Genomic DNA, 17,574 nt, shown 5'->3' on the forward strand with positions numbered 1-17,574 from the left:
CGCGTCAGGCGCGGGAAGACGAACCCGCTTCCGAAGGCGATCCCGGCAGCCCGAACTGGTGCCATGCGCGGCGCAGCTGCGTGTCGGAGCCGAAGCCCGATTGCTCCGCCGCCCGCGTGACGCTCGCGCCCGAGGCCAGCGCCAGTTGCGCCGTCGCGAGCCGCAGCCGCCGCAGGTAGGCCAGCGGCGCGACGCCCGCGTGCTCGACGAAGAGCCGCGTAAGGTGCCGCGCCGAGGTATGCGCCACCTCGGCCATGCGCGGCACGCTCCAGTCGGCCTGCGGCTGCTCGCTGACGGCGTCCTGCACGCGGTGCAGGGCGGCATGCAGGTGGTTGCGGTAGGCGAGGAAGGGCGACAGCTCCGGGTCGTGCGGGCCGCGCCGCAGCGCCACCACCATGGTCTGCGCGACCTGCGCCGCGAGCGCTTCGCCGCACAGCCCGGCGATACGGTGGAGGATCAGGTCCACACCGGTGGTCACGCCCGCGCTGCTGTAGAGCGGCGGGTCGATCACGAATACGCGGTTGCTCACCACGTCGCAGCGCGGTTCCACCTCCCGCAGTTCGCCCAGGTGATGGTGATGCGTGGTGGCGCGCCGGCCCGCCAGTGCCCCGGCGTGCGCGGCCAGCACGGCGCCGGCGCAGACCGTCACCAGCTCCAGCCGGTCGCGCTCGAAGCGCAGGCCGCGCAGCCAGTGCAGCAGGTCCTGCGTCTCGGGGTTGTCGATGGCGATGGCGTCGCCGGGCAGGCCGACCAGCACGACCCAGCCGGGGCCGTCCCAGGTGGTCGGCAGCGGCGAGAGCCCGGCCAGCGCCACGCCCACCGAGCCCATGGCCGTCGGCCGGGGGCTGGCGAACTCGATGGCGAAGCGCTCGGGCTGACCCATGGCGCGCAGCCGCTGGTTGGCGATGCGCAGCGCCTCGGCCGGGCCGGCCCAGTCGAGCACCAGGCTGCCGGGCAGGAGGACGAAGACTACGCGGATGGGGGCTGGCTGGGGTTGCGGTTCCATTCGTAGTCCATCTGGCGCGCGGTGCGCTCGGCGAGCTCCAGGCCGGCCAGCCTCTCGACGAGGTGCAGGCTCATGTCGATGCCGGCGCTGATGCCCGCGGAACTGACGATGCGGCCGCTGTCCACCCAGCGCACGCCCTCGCGCACGTCGAGCGAGGGGAAGCGTTCGCGCAGCTCGGGGATGTCTTCCCAGTGGGTGGTGACGGCGTCGTTCGACACCACGCCGCTTTCGGCCAGCAGGAAGGCGCCGGTGCAGACCGAGGCGACGATCTTCGCGCTGGCTGCCGTGCGGGCGATCCAGCGCAGCGTGTCGGGGCTGGCCATCGGCGCGTCGACCACGCCGCCGGGGACGATCAGCACGTCGGCTGCCGGGCTGTCGGCCAGCGTGTGGTTGGCCAGCAACTGCAGGCCGGCGCGCGCCTGCACGGGCTGGCCGCGCTGCGCATGGGCCACCGAGGCGACATCGAACGGCGCCGCCGTGCCCGGCCGCATTCGCTGGCTGACCCGGCTCGCGGTGGTGAACACCTCGAAGGGGCCGGCGAAGTCCAGCGCCTCCACGCCGTCGAAGGCGAGGATCAGCACGCGCAGGGTCATGTCGTTCACGCCACGGCCCGTTCGAGCGCCTGCGCCACGGTGCAGACGGTGGCGAAGCGGCCATGCAGCACGGCGGCGGTGCGCGCCTTGATGTCGGCGGCCGCAAGCGGGCTGCCGTCGGGGTGCTTCATGTCGAAGGTGAGGGTGGCGTCGGTGACGTAGTCGACCTCCCAGCCCAGGTCGGATGCGTGGCGGGTGGTGGTCTCGCAGCACTGCTCGGTGCGGATGCCGCTCACGATCAGCCGGCCGATGCCGTTCTGCGTGAGCCACACGTCCAGACCGCTGTTGACCAGCGCGCTGTGACGGTGCTTGGTGAAGGTGGCGGCTGCGTCGAAGGCGGCCAGGCCGCCGATGGGGCGCACGTGGCCCGACTCGACCGCGAAGGGGTTGCCGGCGTCGGAGGGCTCATCGGTGTGGAAGACCCGCACGATCGGCAGGCCGGCGGCGGCGCAGCCTTCGATCAGCGCGTTCTGCGCCGCGAAGTAGGGGGCTGCCTGGCTTTCGTTCCAGTAGGCGCGCTGGCGGAACGACTCCTGGGCGTCGATCACAATCAGACAGGTTTTCATGGCAAGGCTCGCGGGCGAGGGCGGAGTGGATGATGCCGCCTATTCTTCTGGCCCGCCAGCCGTCGGTCCGCTCACGGCCGGACCGGAATCGATCAGATTCGGACTTCGAGGGGCGGCAAAGGCCCCGTCAGACCAGCCGCGCCGCCTGCAGCTCTTTCTTCAGGTACGCGTAGTACAGCGGCGCCGCCACCAGCCCGGCCGGCCCGAACACCGCCTCGGCCACGAACATCACGGCCAGCAGTTCCCACACGCTCATCTGCGTGCGCGCGCCCACCACCTTGGCGTTGATGACGTATTCGGCCTTGTGGATCACGATCAGGAAGATCAGGCAGGCGGCAGCCGTGACCGGCGACACCGACAGCCCCACCAGCGTGATCACCGAGTTGCAGACCAGGTTGCCCACGATGGGTACCAGCCCGGCAAGGAAGGTGAGGGTGATGAGCGCCGGCGTGTACGGCAGGTGCGCGTCCCACAGCGGCATGACGAAGAGCAGGAAGATGGCCGTCAGCAGCGTGTTGAAGGCCGCGATCCAGAACTGGGCCGCCACGATCTGGCCGAAGGCCTCGCCGAAGGTGCGTACGCGCTGGTGCAATTGCTCGGCCAGCGGCAGGCGATGCAGCGGCGCGTGCGCCACGGCGGCCAGGCTGCCGATGATCAGGCCCACGTACGAGAAAAGAATGCCGTGCAGCCATGCGCGCCCGGCCACGGCCAGCGAGCCGGCCTGCGCGCGCAGGTAGTTGGCGATCACGCGCTGCACTTCGGCCGCGCCCTCGGGCAGGTAGACCGCGATCTCGACCGGCAGCTTGGAGCGCAGCTCCAGCACGGTGCGCGCGGTGTAGTCGAGCAGTTCGCGGTACTGGTCGGGCGCGTCGACGATGTATTCGCGGGCCTGCGACAGCCCCAGCGTGACCAGGGCGATGGGTGCCAGCAGCACCACGGTGACGGCCAGCACGCCTGCCCAGCCGTCGGCGCTACCGGGGCGTCTGGCCAGTACCGGAATGCGCTGGAAGCCGGAAGCCAGCAGGCGCGAGAACCAGCGCGTGACGAGGAAGCCGATGCACACGCACAGCAGGCCCGGCAGCAGGTGCTCCCACATCACCAGCAACAGGGTTGCCAGCATCAGCAGGTAGCTGGCGATGGTCACGCCGCGCGAGGCCGCGGGGCGGATGGCGGAGGCCGTCGAGGCGGCGGTGGTGGTGGCGGGCTGCGGCTTGTTGGCCATCCGGGGCGGGTGCTTGCTCTGTTCTTCGGAAAAGTGGACGGAGCAGCCGGCGCTCAGCCGACGACCACGGCCGCGCCTTCGCCGCGCTCGGCGATCGTGCCGATCTCGTGCACCGTTTCACCGGCGGCACGCAGCGTGGCGGCGCAGGCCGCGGCTTCGGCGGCGTCGATGACGACCACCATGCCGATGCCGTTGTTGAAGGTGCGGTTCATCTCGATGTCGTCGATGCCGGCCACCTTCTGCAGCCAGGCGAACAGCTCGGTCTGCGGCCAGCTGCCCTTCTTCAGGTGGGCGGCGGTGCCTTCGGGCAGCACGCGCGGGATGTTTTCCAGCAGGCCGCCGCCGGTGATGTGGGCCAGCGCCTTGATCGGGTGCTTGCCCAGCGCCTCGAGCACCGGCTTCACATAGAGGTGGGTGGGCTCCATCACGGCTTCGCGGAAGGGCTTGCCGTCGAGGGTGGCGGGGAGGTCCGCACCTGCGCGCTCGATCACCTTGCGAACCAGACTGAAGCCGTTGGAGTGCACGCCGGCGGAGGCCAGGCCCAGCACCACGTCGCCGGGCTTGACGTTCTGGCCCGTGAGGATCTTCGACTTCTCGACCGCGCCGACCGCGAAGCCCGCCAGGTCGTATTCGCCGGCCGGGTACATGCCGGGCATTTCGGCGGTTTCGCCGCCGATCAGCGCGCAGCCCGAGAGCTCGCAGCCGCGGGCGATGCCGCCGACGACCGCCGCGGCCGTGTCCACGTCCAGCTTGCCGCAGGCGAAGTAGTCGAGGAAGAAGAGGGGCTCGGCGCCCTGCACCAGCACGTCGTTGACGCTCATGGCCACCAGGTCGATGCCGACCGTGTCGTGCATGTTCCATTCGAAGGCCAGCTTGAGCTTGGTGCCCACGCCGTCGGTGCCGCTCACCAGCACGGGTTCCTTGTAGCGCTTGGGCACCTCGAAGAGGGCGCCGAAGCCGCCGATGCCGGCCAGCACGCCTTCGCGCAGGGTTTTCTTGGCCAGCGGCTTGATGCGGTCGACCAGGGCGTCGCCTGCATCGATGTCGACACCGGCGTCCTTGTAGCTGAGCGGGGTGGGCGTGGAGGAAGTCATGGGTGGTCGAGGTCGGGAGAGACGCAAAGAGTGGGGGCGGAAGGGGCGCCGGTAACCATGGTGGCCGGGCCGATAGAATTCCCGATGATTTTAAGGGCCCTCGCGGCCCCCTCCATGAACCTTCCCGGGATGAAACAGCTCGCGCTCGATATCGGCATTGCGACGGGCCCCAGCTTCGACGCCTTTTTCGCCGGCCCCAACGAGGCGGCGCTGCGACACCTGCAAGTGTGGGTGGGCGGCGCCGGCAGCCCTGCGCTGCACTCGCCGGTGCCCACCTACCTGTGGGGCGACGGCGGCAGCGGCAAGACCCATCTGCTCGAATCGGTGCGCGTCGCACTGCGCGAGCAGGGCGCCAGCGTGGGCTGGCTGCACGCCGGCCTGCTGGAGCCGCCTGAGTTCGACGAGCGCTGGGGCGCCGTCCTGCTCGACGACGTGCACCTCTACACCGCCGTGCAGCAGCACGCGGCCTTCAACTGGTTCGTCAACGCCCAGACGCTGCAGCGCGGCGTGGTCGCCGCCGGCGCATTGCCGCCGGCCGACCTGCCGCTGCGCGAGGACCTGCGCACCCGCCTCGGCTGGGGCCACGTGTTCCACATGCAGGTGCTGAGCGAAAGCGAACGCCGCGCCGTGCTGCGCCAGGCCGCCGACGCGCGCGGCGTGATGCTGTCGGACGACGTGCTCGACTACATGCTGCACCGCTTCAGCCGCGACCTCGGCAGCCTGATGGAACTGCTCACGCAGCTCGACGGCTACGCCCTGCAGACACAACGCGCGATCACCATTCCGCTGATCCGCTCCATGCTCGAGAACGAATAAAAGAGCGAACAAGGCTTCCAACCAACAATGATCAAGAAATTCATCGACAAGCTGCTCGGCAAGGGTGCCGGCGGCACGCAGGGCAAGAGCCGCTTCGGCAAGCGCCAGGAGGTGCCGGCCGAAGTCCACGGAATCGATCCGGCCCTGGTCGACGAACGTGCCAAGAACGTGGTCACCACGCTGCAGCAGGCCGGCTACGAGGCCTACGTGGTGGGCGGCGCGGTGCGCGACCTGCTGCTGGGCCTGCGCCCCAAGGACTTCGACGTGGCCACCAACGCCACGCCGGAACAGGTGAAGGCGCTGTTCCGCCGCGCTTTCATCATCGGGCGGCGCTTTCGCATCGTGCACGTGGTGTACGGCCGCGGGCGCGAGCACGAGGTGATCGAGGTCTCGACCTTCCGCGCCTACATGGACAACACCGCCGCCGAGCAGGTGTCGGGCAATGAGCGCACCAGCAAGGGCGAGCTCGCGAGCATGAAGCACGCGGTGGACGCCAGCGGCCGCGTGCTGCGCGACAACGTCTGGGGCCCGCAGGAGGAAGACGCCGCCCGTCGCGACTTCACCGTGAATGCCATGTACTACGACCCGGCCAACCAGGTCGTGGTGGACTATCACAACGGGATCAAGGACGCCCAGAAGCTCACGCTGCGCATGATCGGCGACCCGGCCACGCGCTACCGCGAAGACCCGGTGCGCATCATCCGCGCCATCCGCTTCTCGGCCAAGCTCGCGGCCCTGGGCTTCAAGATGGAAGCCAAGACGGTCGCCCCGCTGGTCGAGTCGAGCAAGCTGCTGGCCGACGTGCCGCAGAGCCGCCTGTTCGACGAGATGCTCAAGCTGCTGCAGACCGGCCATGCCATCGCCACCGTCGAGCAGCTCAACAAGCTCGGCCTGGCCCGCGGCATCTATCCGCTGCTCGACGTGGTGGTGGAGCGCGCCGACCAGCCCTTCGTGAAGGCCGCGCTGCAGGACACCGACCGCCGCGTGGGCGAGGGCAAGCCCGTGGCGCCCAGCTTCCTGCTGGCCTGCGTGCTCTGGGCCGACGTGCGCGACGGCTGGGCCCAGCGCCAGGAAGGCCGCAACGGCCAGCGCGCGCAGGCGCCGTTCCCGGCGCTGCAAGACGCCATCGACGACGTGTTCAATGCGCGCATCGGCGACGTGTCGGGCCGCGGCAAGCTGGCCGCCGACATGCGCGAGATCTGGATGATGCAGCCGCGCTTCGACAAGCGCACCGGCTCCACGCCCTACAGCCTGGTCGAGCAGGCCCGCTTCCGCGCGGCCTTCGACTTCATGCGCCTGCGCGCCGATGTGGGCGAGGTGAACGAGGCGATTGCCGAGTGGTGGCAGGAATTCAGCACCTCCGACGACGCGCGCCGTACCGACCTGCTGGAGCAGGTGCGCGAGGAACAGAAGGTGCGCCAGCGCGTGCGGGTCCGCGAGACGCCGCAGCCTCCGAAGCCGCGCGGCGAGCCGTCGGCGCGCCGCGCAGCGGAGCCGGGCCGGAACGACGAGTCAGACGAGGTCGACACCGTGGCCGTGCCGCCCGATGGCGAGGCGGTCGCGCCGCGCAAGCGCCGGCGCAGGCGTAAGCCGCGCACCGGCGGTGAGGGCGGCGCAAGCGCCGCGGGCGAATGAACAAGCCCGATCGGCCCCGGGGCGACGGCCAGAAGAAAAGCAGCGCGCCGCGTGCCCCCGCGGGCAAGCGCGCGGCACCCGTGAAGCGTGCCCAGGCCCGGCCCTCCGGCGGCGGTCCGGCCGCGCGCCGTCCCAGGGAGGACTACCCGACCGTGCAGGCATTCGTTGCCATCGGCGCCAACCTGGGCGATGCCCAGGCGGCGGTGAGCGCGGCCATGGACGCCATCGGCACCATCGAGCGCACCGTGGTCACGGCGCGTTCGTCGCTGTACCGCAGCGCGCCCATCGAGTCGTCGGGGCCCGACTACATCAATGCCGTCGTGGCGGTGCGAACGGGCCTGACGGCCGAGGCTTTTCTTTCCGAGCTGCAACTGCTCGAAGAGCAGGCCGGGCGCGAGCGGCCCTTTCCCAACGCGCCGCGCACGCTCGACCTCGACCTGCTGATGCACGGCAATTCGGTCAAGGACACGCCCAAGCTGAGCCTGCCGCATCCCCGCATGCGGGATCGCGCCTTCGTGCTCAAGCCGCTGGCCGAGATCGCGCCCGACAAGGTGCCGCGAGCGGCGCTGGCGCGGGTTTCAGGCCAGGTCATTGAGCGCATCCGCGGCTGAGCGATGGCCGGGCGGTAGCCCGTCCGGCCGGCCCGGTGCCTCCCTCCCGGTACACTTGCACGGTTTTTCATCACACTGTCACACGTTTGTGGCAGGCAAGTTCCGAGATCCAGGAGAGCGCCACCCATGTTCGGCAAGCTGCTGCCCCGCGAGGGGAATTTTTTTGAGATGTTCAACCAGCACGCCGAGCGCATCGTCGAGGCGGCGCGGGCGTTCGAGCAACTGGTGACCAACTACAGCGACGTGCACCTGCGCGAGCAGTACAACCGCGACGTCGACAACGCCGAGCGCGCCGCCGACCGCGTGACGCACGACGTCAACCGGCTGATCCACAAGACCTTCATCACGCCCATCGACCGTGAGCAGATCCACAAGCTCATCAACACGATGGACGACGTGGCCGACCTGATCCAGGACTCGGCCGAGACCATGGCGCTGTACGACGTGCGCCACATGACCGACGAGATCGTGCGCCTCACCTCGCTGAGCGTGAAATGCTGCGACCGCCTGAAGGACGCCGTCAAGTTCCTGGGCCGCATCGCCGACCCGGCCGTGGCCGAGGCCACGCTGAAGACCTGCGAGGAAATCGACCGCCTCGAGTCGGACGCCGACCGCGTGATGCGCAGTGCCATGAGCAAGCTGTTCCGCGAGGAGCCCGACGTGCGCGAAGTGATCAAGCTCAAGGCGATTTACGAGCTGCTCGAGACGATCACCGACAAGTGCGAGGACGTGGCCAACGTGATCGAGGGCATCGTCCTCGAGAATTCGTAAGCGGGCAGCGACCGATGGCAACGGTTCAGGTCGCCCTCTGGGTGGTTGTGGTGCTGGTCGCTCTGGCGATCCTGTTCGACTTCATGAACGGCTTCCACGACGCCGCCAATTCGATTGCGACGGTGGTTTCCACCGGGGTTCTCAAGCCCGGGCAGGCCGTGGTCTTCGCGGCCTTCTTCAACCTGGTCGCGATCTTCATCTTTCACCTGAGCGTTGCCGCCACGGTGGGCAAGGGCATCGCCCAGCCCGGGGTGGTGGACGTGCACGTGGTGTTCGGCGCGCTCGTGGGCGCCATCAGCTGGAACCTCGTGACCTGGTACTACGGCATTCCGAGCAGCTCGTCGCACGCGCTGATCGGCGGCATCGTGGGCGCCGTGATCGCCAAGACCGGCACCAGCGGCCTCGTGGCCTCGGGCATCTGGAAGACCGTGGCGTTCATCTTCGTCTCGCCGCTGCTGGGCTTCCTGCTGGGCTCGCTGATGATGGTCGTGGTGGCCTGGGGCTTCCGCCGTGCCACGCCATCGCGCGTGGACCGCTGGTTCCGCAGGCTGCAGCTGGTCTCGGCCGGCGCCTACAGCCTGGGCCATGGCGGCAACGACGCACAGAAGACCATCGGCATCATCTGGATGCTGCTGATTGCCACGGGCTATGCCTCCGCCAGCGATTCGACGCCCCCGAACTGGGTCATCGTGAGCTGCTACGCAGCGATCGCGCTGGGCACCATGTTCGGCGGCTGGCGCATCGTGAAGACGATGGGCCAGAAGATCACCAAGCTCAAGCCCGTGGGCGGCTTCTGCGCCGAAACGGGCGGTGCGCTGACGCTGTTCCTGGCCACCGCGCTGGGCATTCCGGTGTCGACCACCCACACCATCACCGGCGCCATCGTCGGGGTGGGGTCCACGCAGCGCGCGAGCGCGGTGCGCTGGGGCGTGGCGGGCAACATCGTCTGGGCCTGGATCTTCACGATTCCGGCTTCGGCCTTTGTTGCTGCGATCGCCTACTGGATCAGCATGCAGCTGTTCTGAGTCGGGCCCGGTCGCAGCGGGGCGCCCTGAACCGGCGATGGCATACTGCAACAAATTGTCAGTTTCCGAGCCGATTCATTCGTGAGGCGACCGCATGCGCCATCTTGAGCCCGAGAAATCAACCACCGGAATCGCATGTTCGGTGGAGCGCTATTCCTTCTTCCACGAGACCGTCCACCTCACCGGCCACGCCGTCGCGGACCATGACGACGTGGCCAGCGTGGCGCTGGTGTTGGGCGATGGCCGGACTTTCCCGATCGCGCGGCACGGCCTGCCAAGCCCGGACCTGACGCGGCGCTACGGTCATCGCGCCAACGCGTGCCGCTTCGACGAACTGGTGCGGGTTGGTGCGGACACCCAGTCGCTGTGGCCGGCATCGGTGGTGCTTACGCTGGCCGATGGCCGCACGCACTCCGCAGCCATCGACCCCGCCGCTGCCGAGGAGCCATCCGTGGCGCTGATGCACCGCTTCTTCGCGATGCTCGCGCAGAGGCCTCCGGGCCATATGCTGGAGATCGGCTCGCGCATGCGCACGGGCGCGCTCTACACAGGCCATCTCCCGCCCGGCTGGCGCTACACGGGGCTCGACGTGATGGAGGGCCCCAACGTCGACGTGGTCGGCGACGCCCATCAACTCAGCCGGCTGCTGCCGCTGCAGGAGTTCGACGCCGCCATGTCCTTCGTGGTCTTCGAGCACCTGCTGATGCCCTGGAAGGTGGTGCTCGAGATGAATCGCGTCATGCGAGTCGGCGGGCTTGGCCTGGTGATGGCGCCGCAGACCTGGCCGCTGCACGAGGAGCCCTGCGACTACTTCCGCTTCTCCAAGCATGCGTGGAAGGCGCTGTTCAACCGCGCGACCGGCTTCGAGATCATCGAGGCGGTGCATGGAACGATGGCCTACGTGGTGGCGCACAACTTCTCGCCCGGCGCCAATTTCGGCGAGATGCACACCGTGGCGCTGATGTCCTGCGTGCTGTTTCGCAAGGTCGGCGAGACCACGCTCGACTGGCCGGTCGAGATGGACGACATTGCCGAGGACGTCTACCCCCTCTGAACCGCCGATCGGCGCGCAAGGACCGACAGCGCCGGTCCCGCCGCGTGTCCGGGCTCCTCATGCTGGATGTCGATGCGGTCGAAGCCCAGCATGCCCAGCACCCGGATCAGGTCGTCGCGCTCCATCCACAGCGGTTCGGCCGCGGCGCTGCCGCAGAAGCGGACATCGGTGACGGGGCCGTAGGGTCGTCGGTGCAGCTGCACCGTCTCGTCGCGCCAGCGCTTCTCGAGCGTGCCGGTGATCGCGGCGCGTCGCGGGTCGTCGGATGGCATGGCGACGGCGTCGACGACGTGGGTCCACAGGAAAAGCGTGTCGGTCCTCGCCGCCAGCAGTTCAAGCAGTCGCAGCGGATCGGCCATGTGATAGAGCACGCCGCTCGCCACGATCAGCGGCCACCGGCGCGCATCGGATTCGAGGAACGCGCAGAAATCGCCGAGCAGGAAACGAGCGTCGCGCAGCCCGAGGATTTCCTTCGAGACAAGGCAGCGCAGATAGGCGTCCTTGTTGGCTTCGATCGCCAGGACCGATCGCGCGCCGGCATCGAGCAGGAACTTGGTGTGGCCCGCTTCGAGCGGTCCGAGTTCGAGGACGTCGAGGCCCTTCACGCCGCCTGCCGCCTCCACCAGCCAGCGCAGGCGAATGTCGTCGTGCAGGACCACGTTGCCGGCCTGCAATCGCGAGTCGGCTGGAAAAGCCGAGACCCATCGTCCCTTGAACAGATCGACGGCGTGTTGCGGATGGGGCGGTTCGTTCACATAGCCCTGCGCCACGTCGATGGCTGCGAGGGGCTGGGCCAAGGCGGCAGGTGCGTCCGCATGCACGCCGCCGCGTGCTGCCTCCAGGATCGCCTCCCGCGCCAGCGAGCTGCGCTCGGGAATGGGTCCCGCGCCATCGCGCGACAGCGTGATCATGAATTCGCAGCCCACGCTCTCGTGGAAGAAGGTCTCGCCCATCGAGATCAGGCCCATGGTGCGCAGGTCGGCAAGAATCAGCCGCATGCTCGCGGGCGTGAATACCCAGGCGTGGCAATCGATGTACCCGGTGCTCTTGTTCACTGCGTTCACGTAGCCGTCCAGCGGTGAGCTGGCAAAGGCGATGTGGCCGCCGCCGCTGTCGCCCCAGACCTGCACGCCGTCGCGCGCTGCATTGGAGGCGTAGTGGTCATACAGCGCGCCGGCGTCGTGGCGGCGCTGTTCGCTCAGGTAGGCGCGCAGCAACTGGCCGGTCGTGCTGACGGGGCGCAGGTAGTCGAAGGTGAACCGGCGATCGGGAATCAGCAGGATCAGCCGGCCGGTGTCGCCGAGCGCGCGTTCGCAGCGCTGCAGGAAGTGGATCGGATCGGGCAGGTGCTCGAAAACGTGGCTTGCAAGGATGAAGTCGAAGGAGTCGCCTTCCTCGAGCAGTTGAGTGAATTCGCCGCCGTCGTCGATGGCGTCGACGGGCTCGATCTTGCGGGTGTCGACGCCCATGGCGCCGTATTTGGAGCGCAGCTGTTCCTGGTCGGCATGGTCGATCACGAACACGTCATAGCCCTCGGATTTCGGAAGGATCGGCGCATACGACGCGCCGATCTCGATGCCCTTGTCTGTCTTGGAGGTGGTCTGACGGATGTGGCTGCGGAAATCCATGAAGTGGCTGTGTCTTGAAGGAGGTGGCCGGGCCGAAGGGCTATAAACTGTGAAACAAATATTAACTGAGATTACTGGATGGAGGCTTCATGAGAGCACTGCTCAGGATGCTCCGTGCGACGGCGACCCGCCTCGCGTATTACGCCTATTGCGCGACGACCAAAGTCCGTCAGTGGCCCTCGGTCGTGCGCGAGCGTCGGCCGGCCTTTCTTTCGGACGAGACACCGCGGCTGGCGCAGGGCGACATCTTCGCCATCGTCGTCAAGTACGCCAAGTTCGGCCTTACCCCCGATTTCCTCGACCTGCTGCAGTCGTTGGAAGAAGGGGGCGTCAATGCCATCGTGGTGTGCAACGGCAAGCTCGATGCGGCCTCCCATGCACTGCTGCTGCGCAGCGCACACCGCGTGCTGGTCCGCAGGAACGTGGGGCGGGACATGGGCGCTTACCGGGCGGCCACGCTCTACCTGAGCGAGCAGGGGCTGAGGCCGGGGCGGATGCTCTATCTGAACGACAGCATCTTCTTCCTCAAGGGCAAGGAGCTCGACGACCTGGTTGGCGCGCTGTGCCAGAGGCGTTTCGATGTGACCGGTGCCTTCGAGAACCATGAGAAATCGCACCATATCGGTTCATATGCGCTGGCAGTGTCGGGCGAGGTGTTCTTGGACTCCGACGTCCTGCGTTTCTGGCGGCGGTACCGACCCTACGACCTGCGACCCTACGCGATCCTGCACGGCGAGGTGGCCCTGTCGGCCTGCCTCAAGCAGCGCGGCTACAGCATCGATGTCATCTACAGTGCCGAGAAGCTCGTGCATCAACTGAATGCGCTCGACCTGCGGGGGCTGATTTCCCTGACTCAAGTCATGCGGCCGGCGTTCCGGCTGCAACCGCTGGACGGGCTGATGGCGCAGTCGATGGCGGCGCTGCGGCTGGTCGAACCCCTGTCGGTTTCCAGCCAGACCGGGCCCGCCGTCGCTGCTGCGTCGGCCGTGCCTGTCGAATCCGCCATGCCCGTTGCCCCCGTGGTCACGGCGTCGGGCACGCCGACGCTGGCCAGCTATCGGGCGAGACGGGCGCAACTGGCCGAGCAGGCGCGAACGCCTGTCTCCCCCGTGCCGGATCCGGTCGACGATCAGTCATTGAAGGTGGCGCAGGCGCTGGCTCGCCGTGCGCTGGTCGACCGGTTGATGATGGAGGTCACCCAGGGCAGCCAGATTCACCTCGGCTTCGGGCTCTTCCGGACACTGATGCGCTGCCCCATCGTCAAGAAGGACCTGATCGCGCGCGACATCTACTTCGAGCACGACTGCGAAATGATCCTGCAGGACGTCGAAAGCGAAATGCGCTCGAAGATCGTGCGCGAGATGGTGAACCGAGGCCGGCCGCTGTTCGTGCAAGGGCGTCTGCGGTTCCTGCTCGACCACGGCCTGGTCTAGAGGCCCTGGGCTACTGCGAAATCTTCCGCCCCTCTTCGATCTGGTGCTCGAAGTAGCGCTGGAAGCTGAAGACGATGCTGGCCATCAGGATCGTGCTGCCGAAGAAGAGAGCCAGCACGACGGCGCCGATGGTGAACCAGTTGGTGCGGCCGGGTTCGGCATCAGCCGGCGCGCTGGCGTTGAAGCGGGCGTTCCACTTCTCGGGCGTCATGAGGCCGTAGACGATGGCCATCAGGGCGCAGCCGGCGATGGTGAAGCCCAGGAGCGGGATCAGTGCCCAACTCAGGCCGTCGTCCACGCCGTACATGCGTACGCGCTCGATGCCGTAGACGCCCAGCGCGGTGGGAATGGGCAGCAGCCAGCCGAGCCAGTCGCCCATGCCGCGCAGGTAGAAGCGATGCAGCCCCAGGGGGCCGCCGAGAAAGGAGAGCCAGGCGGCAACGGTCTTGTTTTTCATTCGGGTCTGGTGGTGCTGCCTTCGCCGAGCACCTTTTCCATCAATACGACGTCTCGCCATTCGCCGAACTTCCAGCCGCAGTCCTTCAGCACGCCGACGTGCGTGAAGCCCTGGCTGCGATGCACGCCGACGGAGCCTGCATTGGCGGAGTCGCCGATCACCGCGATCAGCTTGCGCACGCCCGCCGCCTCGGCTGCCTGCGACAGCGCCGCCAGCAGCTTGGCGCCCAGACCCTTGCCGCGCGCTGACTCCGCCACGTAGATCGAGTCCTCGGCCGAAAAACGGTAGGCCGGGCGCGGCTTGAACCAGTTGCAGTAGGCAAAACCCAACACTCCGCCGTCTTCTTCAGCGACCAGGTAAGGCAGGCTCCTGGCGAGCACGTCCGCGCGGCGGGCGGCCATTTCGGTGGGGGAGGGAGGCTCGGTCTCGAAGGTGCCGGTGCCGTGCAGCACATGGTGCGCGTAGATGGCGGTGATGGCTGCGATGTCTTCTTCGCGGCAGGGGCGGATGGCGAGGGGCATGCGTGTGAAACAGGCGGCGCGAGGCCGGAATTCGGAGAAAAACGCGGGTCGGGCTATAATCGCGGGCTTTTCAGCGTGTCGCTGGCCGGGTGGCCAGTCGCGTGTCTCGACGCTGGAAGAACATTGTGAGCGGGCCTTTTTTCAATCCACGAGGCCTGCTGACCACCCAAGGATAAATCATGGTCGTCATTCGACTCTCCCGCGGCGGCTCCAAAGGCCGTCCGTTCTTCAACATCGTCGTGTCGGACAAGCGCGTTCGCCGCGATGGCCGTTTCATCGAGCGCCTGGGCTTCTACAACCCGACCGCCAAGGAAAACGAAGAAAGCATCCGTATCGCCCAGGACCGTCTGGCGTACTGGAAGAGCGTCGGCGCACAAGCTTCGCCCACCGTTCTGCGCCTGATCAAGCAAGCTGCCTCGGCAGCTCCCAAGGCGGCGGCCTAAGCCGACCGCACGGCGATGCTGCCCGCACTCGAAGCCGCCGAATTGCCGGCGGATGCGATCGAAGTAGGGCGCATCGCCGATGCCTGGGGCATCAAGGGCTGGTTCAAGGTCCTGCCCCACAGCGCCCAACCCGAGGCGCTTTTTTCTTCCAAGCGCTGGTTCCTGCAGGCTCCCGGAGCCTCGGCGAGCACAGCCTTCCGGCTCGCGATCCGCGAAGCCAAGGAACATTCCGACTGCATCGTTGCCACGTCCGAAGACGTGCCTGACCGCAATGCCGCCGAGGCGTTGCGCGGTGCGCGCGTGTTCGTGCCGCGTTCGAGCTTTCCGACGGCCGGCGACGACGAGTACTACTGGGTCGACCTGATCGGCCTGTCGGTGGTCAACCGCGAAGGCGTCGCGCTCGGCACGGTGCGCGAGCTGCTCGCAACCGGACCGCAGACCACCCTGGTGCTGGCTGCCGAAGAAGACGGCAAGGCCATCGAGCGCATGGTGCCCTTCGTCTCCGCCTTCGTCGACAAGGTCGACCTGCCCGGGCGGCTTATTACGGTCGATTGGCAGCCGGACTACTGACCGGCGCCCCGCGCGGCATGCGCTTCGACGTTCTCACGCTCTTTCCCGAACTGTTCGCGCCCTTCGTGGTCAGCGGCGTGACGCGCCGTGCCTACGAGTCGAAGCAGGTCGAGGTGGTGCTGTGGAATCCGCGTGACTTCGCGCAGGGCAACTACAAGCGCGTGGACGACCGGCCGTTCGGCGGCGGCCCCGGCATGGTCATGATGGCCGAGCCCTTGTCCGATTGCCTCGATGCGGCGCTCGCCGCACGTGGGGCCGAGGCGCCGGTCGTTCTGTTTTCCCCCATTGGCGAAGCGCTGCGGCACGAGGTGGTCGAGCGCTGGTCGGGGAGCGAGGGCGCTGTGCTGATCTGCGGCCGTTATGAAGGCATCGACCAGCGTTTCATCGACGCGCGCGTCACCCACCAGATCAGCCTGGGCGATTTCGTGTTGTCCGGCGGCGAGATTGCGGCCATGGCGCTGCTCGACGCCGTGGCGCGGCTGCAGCCGGGCGTGCTCGGCGACGAGGCCAGCCACGTGCAGGACAGCTTCAATCCGGCACTCGACGGGCTGCTCGATTGCCCGCACTACACGCGGCCCGAGCAATGGAACGGGCAGGGCGTTCCGGCGCCTTTGCTCTCGGGCCACCATGCCCAGATCGAGCGCTGGCGGCGCGACCAGCGCCTTGCCATCACGGCCGAGCGGCGCCCCGAGCTGATCGACGCGGCCCGTGCGGCAGGGCGTCTTGGCAAGGCCGATGAGGCTGCGCTGAAAAAAAAGCTATAATCCACGATTCCCCGATCCTCTGTCCGGCCGCGCCCGGTCTTTTTGCGGTCTTCCCGTGAAAGCCAAAGGCGCCTTTTGTGTAGCCCGGCACGATCGAATATCAGGAAATCATGAACCTCATCCAGACCCTCGAGCAGGAAGAAATCGCCCGTCTCGGCAAGACCATCCCCGAATTCATGCCCGGTGACACGGTCATCGTCAGCGTGAACGTCGTCGAAGGCACCCGCAAGCGCGTGCAGGCCTACGAAGGCGTCGTGATCGCCAAGCGCAATCGCGGCCTGAACAGCGGCTTCACCGTGCGCAAGATCTCCAGCGGCGAAGGCGTGGAGCGTACGTTCCAGACCTACAGCCCGCTGATCGCCGGCATCGAAGTCAAGCGTCGTGGCGACGTGCGCCGCGCCAAGCTGTACTACCTGCGCGACCGCAGCGGCCGTTCGGCACGCATCAAGGAAAAGCTGCCGAGCAAGTCGACGGCTGCATCGGCCGCGTAATAGCTGCCTTTCCTGTCGTGCAAAAAGCCGCCGCTCTGGCGGCTTTTTGCATTGTTGCCCCCGCTCAGCGACAACTTTCCCTTTTTCCGCTCTACTTCGTCCACCCGACTCCGGCACCTTTCATCTCTTGACCAACTCGTCCACTTCCCCGCAGGCCGCCTCCGCCGAAATCGTCAATGCCGTGGCGCCGCCCACGCTGATGCAATTCGACCCGCGCAAGGTGCCTTTCGTGGCTGGAGAGACCGAGGGATTGCCGGCGGTGGCAGCCGCGCAGCTGACGGCGCAGGCACTGCGAGCGCGTTTTGCGACCCCGCCCGCCTGGACGCCCGAACTGCGCCGCGAGCCGCGCATGACCGATCGCGTGCCCGCCCAGGCGGCGGTGCTGGTGCCGATCGTGCAGCGCCCTCAGGGCGCGACGGTGCTGCTGACCGAGCGCACATCGAACCTGTCGACCCATTCGGGCCAGGTCGCATTTCCCGGTGGCCGTGTCGACCCGGAAGACGCCAACATCGCCGCTGCCGCGCTGCGCGAAGCCTGGGAGGAGGTCGGCCTTTCGGCTCGATACATCGAGGTGCTCGGCAGCCTGCCGACGTACACGACGGTGACCTCGTTCATCGTGACGCCCGTGGTCGCGCTGGTGCAGCCCGACTTCGAGCTCACCATCAATCCCTACGAGGTCGCCGAGGCCTTCGAGGTGCCGCTCGACTGGCTGATGGACCCGGCCAATCACCGCCATCACACCGTGCCCGCGCCCGATGGCACCCGGCGCCAGTGGTACTCGATGCCCTACCAGGACGGCCCGGACGAGCGCTTCGTGTGGGGCGCGACCGCGGGCATGCTGCGCAATCTCTACCGCTTCCTCGCGGCCTGAATC

At 67.8% G+C, this 17,574-nt stretch carries 20 protein-coding genes; 12 read left to right on the forward strand and 8 right to left on the reverse strand.

Annotated elements, in window-relative coordinates:
• Nucleotides 1-4 precede the first annotated feature (4 nt).
• From SFB74_RS09100 to purM, 5 genes are all read right to left on the reverse strand, one after another.
• Entirely contained in the window at nucleotides 5-1,006 is a 1,002-nt protein-coding gene (locus SFB74_RS09100) for a GlxA family transcriptional regulator (protein ID WP_432730471.1), read from the reverse strand.
• Nucleotides 970-1,599, reverse strand: a complete 630-nt coding sequence (locus SFB74_RS09105) for a DJ-1/PfpI family protein (RefSeq protein ID WP_432731902.1) — start codon at nucleotides 1,597-1,599, stop codon at nucleotides 970-972. Before SFB74_RS09105 ends, SFB74_RS09100 begins: the two co-directional genes overlap by 37 nt.
• Nucleotides 1,600-1,604: 5 nt before the next feature.
• Nucleotides 1,605-2,165 carry a cysteine hydrolase family protein gene (locus SFB74_RS09110; RefSeq protein WP_093307035.1) on the reverse strand — a complete coding sequence of 187 codons (561 nt, stop codon included), beginning with the start codon at nucleotides 2,163-2,165 and terminating at the stop codon, nucleotides 1,605-1,607.
• A 127-nt stretch (nucleotides 2,166-2,292) separates the two neighbouring features.
• Nucleotides 2,293-3,387 carry an AI-2E family transporter gene (locus SFB74_RS09115; RefSeq protein ID WP_432730472.1) on the reverse strand — a complete coding sequence of 365 codons (1,095 nt, stop codon included), beginning with the start codon at nucleotides 3,385-3,387 and terminating at the stop codon, nucleotides 2,293-2,295.
• A 53-nt stretch (nucleotides 3,388-3,440) separates the two neighbouring features.
• Nucleotides 3,441-4,481 (reverse strand): phosphoribosylformylglycinamidine cyclo-ligase, encoded by a 1,041-nt coding sequence (gene purM / locus SFB74_RS09120; RefSeq protein ID WP_432730473.1) that lies wholly within the window; start codon nucleotides 4,479-4,481, stop codon nucleotides 3,441-3,443.
• A gap of 129 nt (nucleotides 4,482-4,610) precedes the next feature.
• Here purM and hda point away from each other — a divergent pair, with 129 nt between their 5' ends.
• From hda to SFB74_RS09150, 6 genes are all read left to right on the forward strand, one after another.
• Nucleotides 4,611-5,297 carry a DnaA regulatory inactivator Hda gene (gene hda, locus SFB74_RS09125; protein WP_301506698.1) on the forward strand — a complete coding sequence of 229 codons (687 nt, stop codon included), beginning with the start codon at nucleotides 4,611-4,613 and terminating at the stop codon, nucleotides 5,295-5,297.
• 27 nt (nucleotides 5,298-5,324) lie between these two features.
• Nucleotides 5,325-6,932, forward strand: coding sequence for a polynucleotide adenylyltransferase PcnB (gene pcnB / locus SFB74_RS09130; protein ID WP_432730474.1), 1,608 nt, complete (start codon nucleotides 5,325-5,327; stop codon nucleotides 6,930-6,932).
• Nucleotides 6,929-7,543, forward strand: a complete 615-nt coding sequence (gene folK, locus SFB74_RS09135) for a 2-amino-4-hydroxy-6-hydroxymethyldihydropteridine diphosphokinase (protein ID WP_432730475.1) — start codon at nucleotides 6,929-6,931, stop codon at nucleotides 7,541-7,543. Before pcnB ends, folK begins: the two co-directional genes overlap by 4 nt.
• Before the next feature lie 126 nt (nucleotides 7,544-7,669).
• Nucleotides 7,670-8,314 carry a DUF47 domain-containing protein gene (locus tag SFB74_RS09140; protein WP_093198661.1) on the forward strand — a complete coding sequence of 215 codons (645 nt, stop codon included), beginning with the start codon at nucleotides 7,670-7,672 and terminating at the stop codon, nucleotides 8,312-8,314.
• A gap of 14 nt (nucleotides 8,315-8,328) precedes the next feature.
• Entirely contained in the window at nucleotides 8,329-9,339 is a 1,011-nt protein-coding gene (locus SFB74_RS09145; RefSeq protein ID WP_432730476.1) for an inorganic phosphate transporter, read from the forward strand.
• Between the two features lie 94 nt (nucleotides 9,340-9,433).
• A complete protein-coding gene (locus tag SFB74_RS09150; RefSeq protein ID WP_432730478.1) occupies nucleotides 9,434-10,393 on the forward strand; it encodes a class I SAM-dependent methyltransferase in 960 nt (319 codons plus the stop codon).
• Here the strand turns inward: SFB74_RS09150 and SFB74_RS09155 are convergent.
• Nucleotides 10,381-12,021, reverse strand: a complete 1,641-nt coding sequence (locus SFB74_RS09155) for a methyltransferase domain-containing protein (RefSeq protein ID WP_432730479.1) — start codon at nucleotides 12,019-12,021, stop codon at nucleotides 10,381-10,383. The two genes, SFB74_RS09150 and SFB74_RS09155, sit on opposite strands and share 13 nt — an antisense overlap.
• Before the next feature lie 89 nt (nucleotides 12,022-12,110).
• Here SFB74_RS09155 and SFB74_RS09160 point away from each other — a divergent pair, with 89 nt between their 5' ends.
• Nucleotides 12,111-13,454, forward strand: coding sequence for a rhamnan synthesis F family protein (locus tag SFB74_RS09160; RefSeq protein ID WP_432730480.1), 1,344 nt, complete (start codon nucleotides 12,111-12,113; stop codon nucleotides 13,452-13,454).
• 10 nt (nucleotides 13,455-13,464) lie between these two features.
• On the opposite strand, the gene SFB74_RS09165 is transcribed toward SFB74_RS09160, so the two are convergent.
• Nucleotides 13,465-13,911, reverse strand: a complete 447-nt coding sequence (locus SFB74_RS09165; protein WP_184635628.1) for a TM2 domain-containing protein — start codon at nucleotides 13,909-13,911, stop codon at nucleotides 13,465-13,467.
• Nucleotides 13,908-14,432 (reverse strand): GNAT family N-acetyltransferase, encoded by a 525-nt coding sequence (locus tag SFB74_RS09170; protein ID WP_432730481.1) that lies wholly within the window; start codon nucleotides 14,430-14,432, stop codon nucleotides 13,908-13,910. The genes SFB74_RS09165 and SFB74_RS09170 overlap by 4 nt, the downstream gene beginning before the upstream one ends.
• A 179-nt stretch (nucleotides 14,433-14,611) precedes the next feature.
• Here SFB74_RS09170 and rpsP point away from each other — a divergent pair, with 179 nt between their 5' ends.
• From rpsP to SFB74_RS09195, 5 genes are all read left to right on the forward strand, one after another.
• Nucleotides 14,612-14,875 carry a 30S ribosomal protein S16 gene (gene rpsP, locus SFB74_RS09175; protein WP_093198680.1) on the forward strand — a complete coding sequence of 88 codons (264 nt, stop codon included), beginning with the start codon at nucleotides 14,612-14,614 and terminating at the stop codon, nucleotides 14,873-14,875.
• A 15-nt stretch (nucleotides 14,876-14,890) separates the two neighbouring features.
• Complete coding sequence (rimM, locus tag SFB74_RS09180) at nucleotides 14,891-15,445, forward strand: ribosome maturation factor RimM (RefSeq protein ID WP_432730482.1); 555 nt, start codon at nucleotides 14,891-14,893, stop codon at nucleotides 15,443-15,445.
• Nucleotides 15,446-15,462: 17 nt separating this feature from the next.
• Nucleotides 15,463-16,209 (forward strand): tRNA (guanosine(37)-N1)-methyltransferase TrmD, encoded by a 747-nt coding sequence (trmD, locus tag SFB74_RS09185; protein WP_432730483.1) that lies wholly within the window; start codon nucleotides 15,463-15,465, stop codon nucleotides 16,207-16,209.
• Between the two features lie 110 nt (nucleotides 16,210-16,319).
• On the forward strand, nucleotides 16,320-16,700 hold the full coding sequence (rplS, locus tag SFB74_RS09190; protein WP_093198687.1) for a 50S ribosomal protein L19: 381 nt from the start codon (nucleotides 16,320-16,322) through the stop codon (nucleotides 16,698-16,700).
• A 127-nt stretch (nucleotides 16,701-16,827) separates the two neighbouring features.
• Nucleotides 16,828-17,571 (forward strand): CoA pyrophosphatase, encoded by a 744-nt coding sequence (locus SFB74_RS09195; protein WP_432730484.1) that lies wholly within the window; start codon nucleotides 16,828-16,830, stop codon nucleotides 17,569-17,571.
• Nucleotides 17,572-17,574: the final 3 nt, after the last annotated feature.

Origin of the sequence: Variovorax xiamenensis, from assembly GCF_050916385.1 — a bacterium.
Taxonomy (GTDB): Bacteria; Pseudomonadota; Gammaproteobacteria; order Burkholderiales; family Burkholderiaceae_C; genus Variovorax.

Coding starts and splice junctions, on each gene's coding strand:
- SFB74_RS09100 (WP_432730471.1), bottom strand. CDS start 1,006: ATGGAACCGCAACCCCAGCCAGCCCCCATCCGCGTAGTCTTCGTCCTC.
- SFB74_RS09105 (WP_432731902.1), bottom strand. CDS start 1,599: ATGACCCTGCGCGTGCTGATCCTCGCCTTCGACGGCGTGGAGGCGCTG.
- SFB74_RS09110 (WP_093307035.1), bottom strand. CDS start 2,165: ATGAAAACCTGTCTGATTGTGATCGACGCCCAGGAGTCGTTCCGCCAG.
- SFB74_RS09115 (WP_432730472.1), bottom strand. CDS start 3,387: ATGGCCAACAAGCCGCAGCCCGCCACCACCACCGCCGCCTCGACGGCC.
- purM (WP_432730473.1), bottom strand. CDS start 4,481: ATGACTTCCTCCACGCCCACCCCGCTCAGCTACAAGGACGCCGGTGTC.
- hda (WP_301506698.1), top strand. CDS start 4,611: ATGAAACAGCTCGCGCTCGATATCGGCATTGCGACGGGCCCCAGCTTC.
- pcnB (WP_432730474.1), top strand. CDS start 5,325: ATGATCAAGAAATTCATCGACAAGCTGCTCGGCAAGGGTGCCGGCGGC.
- folK (WP_432730475.1), top strand. CDS start 6,929: ATGAACAAGCCCGATCGGCCCCGGGGCGACGGCCAGAAGAAAAGCAGC.
- SFB74_RS09140 (WP_093198661.1), top strand. CDS start 7,670: ATGTTCGGCAAGCTGCTGCCCCGCGAGGGGAATTTTTTTGAGATGTTC.
- SFB74_RS09145 (WP_432730476.1), top strand. CDS start 8,329: ATGGCAACGGTTCAGGTCGCCCTCTGGGTGGTTGTGGTGCTGGTCGCT.
- SFB74_RS09150 (WP_432730478.1), top strand. CDS start 9,434: ATGCGCCATCTTGAGCCCGAGAAATCAACCACCGGAATCGCATGTTCG.
- SFB74_RS09155 (WP_432730479.1), bottom strand. CDS start 12,021: ATGGATTTCCGCAGCCACATCCGTCAGACCACCTCCAAGACAGACAAG.
- SFB74_RS09160 (WP_432730480.1), top strand. CDS start 12,111: ATGAGAGCACTGCTCAGGATGCTCCGTGCGACGGCGACCCGCCTCGCG.
- SFB74_RS09165 (WP_184635628.1), bottom strand. CDS start 13,911: ATGAAAAACAAGACCGTTGCCGCCTGGCTCTCCTTTCTCGGCGGCCCC.
- SFB74_RS09170 (WP_432730481.1), bottom strand. CDS start 14,432: ATGCCCCTCGCCATCCGCCCCTGCCGCGAAGAAGACATCGCAGCCATC.
- rpsP (WP_093198680.1), top strand. CDS start 14,612: ATGGTCGTCATTCGACTCTCCCGCGGCGGCTCCAAAGGCCGTCCGTTC.
- rimM (WP_432730482.1), top strand. CDS start 14,891: ATGCTGCCCGCACTCGAAGCCGCCGAATTGCCGGCGGATGCGATCGAA.
- trmD (WP_432730483.1), top strand. CDS start 15,463: ATGCGCTTCGACGTTCTCACGCTCTTTCCCGAACTGTTCGCGCCCTTC.
- rplS (WP_093198687.1), top strand. CDS start 16,320: ATGAACCTCATCCAGACCCTCGAGCAGGAAGAAATCGCCCGTCTCGGC.